Below are 891 nucleotides of genomic sequence, written 5' to 3' on the forward strand. Positions count from 1 at the left end.
TCCAAAGATCCGGACATTGGCACGTTACAGTTGACGTGCAGGGACTTCGCAATGGCACTAGATCGAGCATTCGGCGCATACCCGGACCGTTGCCAGAAGCCCGCGATGCTCCATTATCCTCTGTCCCAAGCCTTGTCCGTGATCGCGCGCCGGAAGCTGAGATTGACCCCACCCCTCGCGAGTATGACGTTTTCATCTCGCACGCATCAGAAGACAAAGACGAGATCGTTCGCCCGTTAGCGGAGGCGCTTCGTGGCCACGGATTGAGGGTGTGGTACGATGAATTTGAGCTGAGGATTGGGGACAGTCTCAGGCGTAAGATCGACTTAGGCCTTGCAAATAGCCGAGTTGGAATAGTCGTGCTATCGACCCCTTTCTTTGGAAAGGGTTGGACCAACTACGAATTGGATGGCATCGTAAGCCGCGCAGTCAACGGGGAGCAGCAATTGCTCCCGATTTGGCATAAAGTGTCCAAAGCCGACGTAATGAAATTCAGCCCGTCACTCGTCGACAAAGTTGCAAGGAATACTGTGCAAAGCACACCTCAAGAGATAGCTGACGAAATTGCCCACTTGCTATCTGGAAGCGTTGAAGACATTGATGATTATTGAGATTGACACCTGCGTCTACCTCAAGCCTCTCGGAATATTTGGTATAAATTCTGGGCGGGTGATCAGATAGCTGCCACGTGAGAAGCCCCTTTCCCCTTCGTTTCAAGGGCTCGTCAGTCCCGCGAGCAGCCCGCACCAAGCATGTATCACAGCATCTAGGACTGCCCTGAGTGAATAGAACTGCTCTGGTCGCCCGGCCCGAGCCTCAGATCGTATCAAAACCTGCGGACGACCGTTTGCTTTTCCTTCGCCGTTTTCAGCGGCATGTCCAGCGATGGTC

At 53.5% G+C, this 891-nt stretch carries 1 protein-coding gene; it reads left to right on the top strand.

Annotated elements, in window-relative coordinates; all coding sequences use genetic code 11:
• Nucleotides 1–611, top strand: a 611-nt coding sequence (locus EOB49_RS31940) for a TIR domain-containing protein (RefSeq protein ID WP_206526172.1), incomplete at its 5' end; no start/stop codon positions are given.
• Nucleotides 612–891 lie beyond the last annotated feature (280 nt).

The sequence above is a fragment of the Mesorhizobium sp. M7A.F.Ca.MR.148.00.0.0 genome, from assembly GCF_003997735.1.
Classification (GTDB): Bacteria; Pseudomonadota; Alphaproteobacteria; order Rhizobiales; family Rhizobiaceae; genus Mesorhizobium.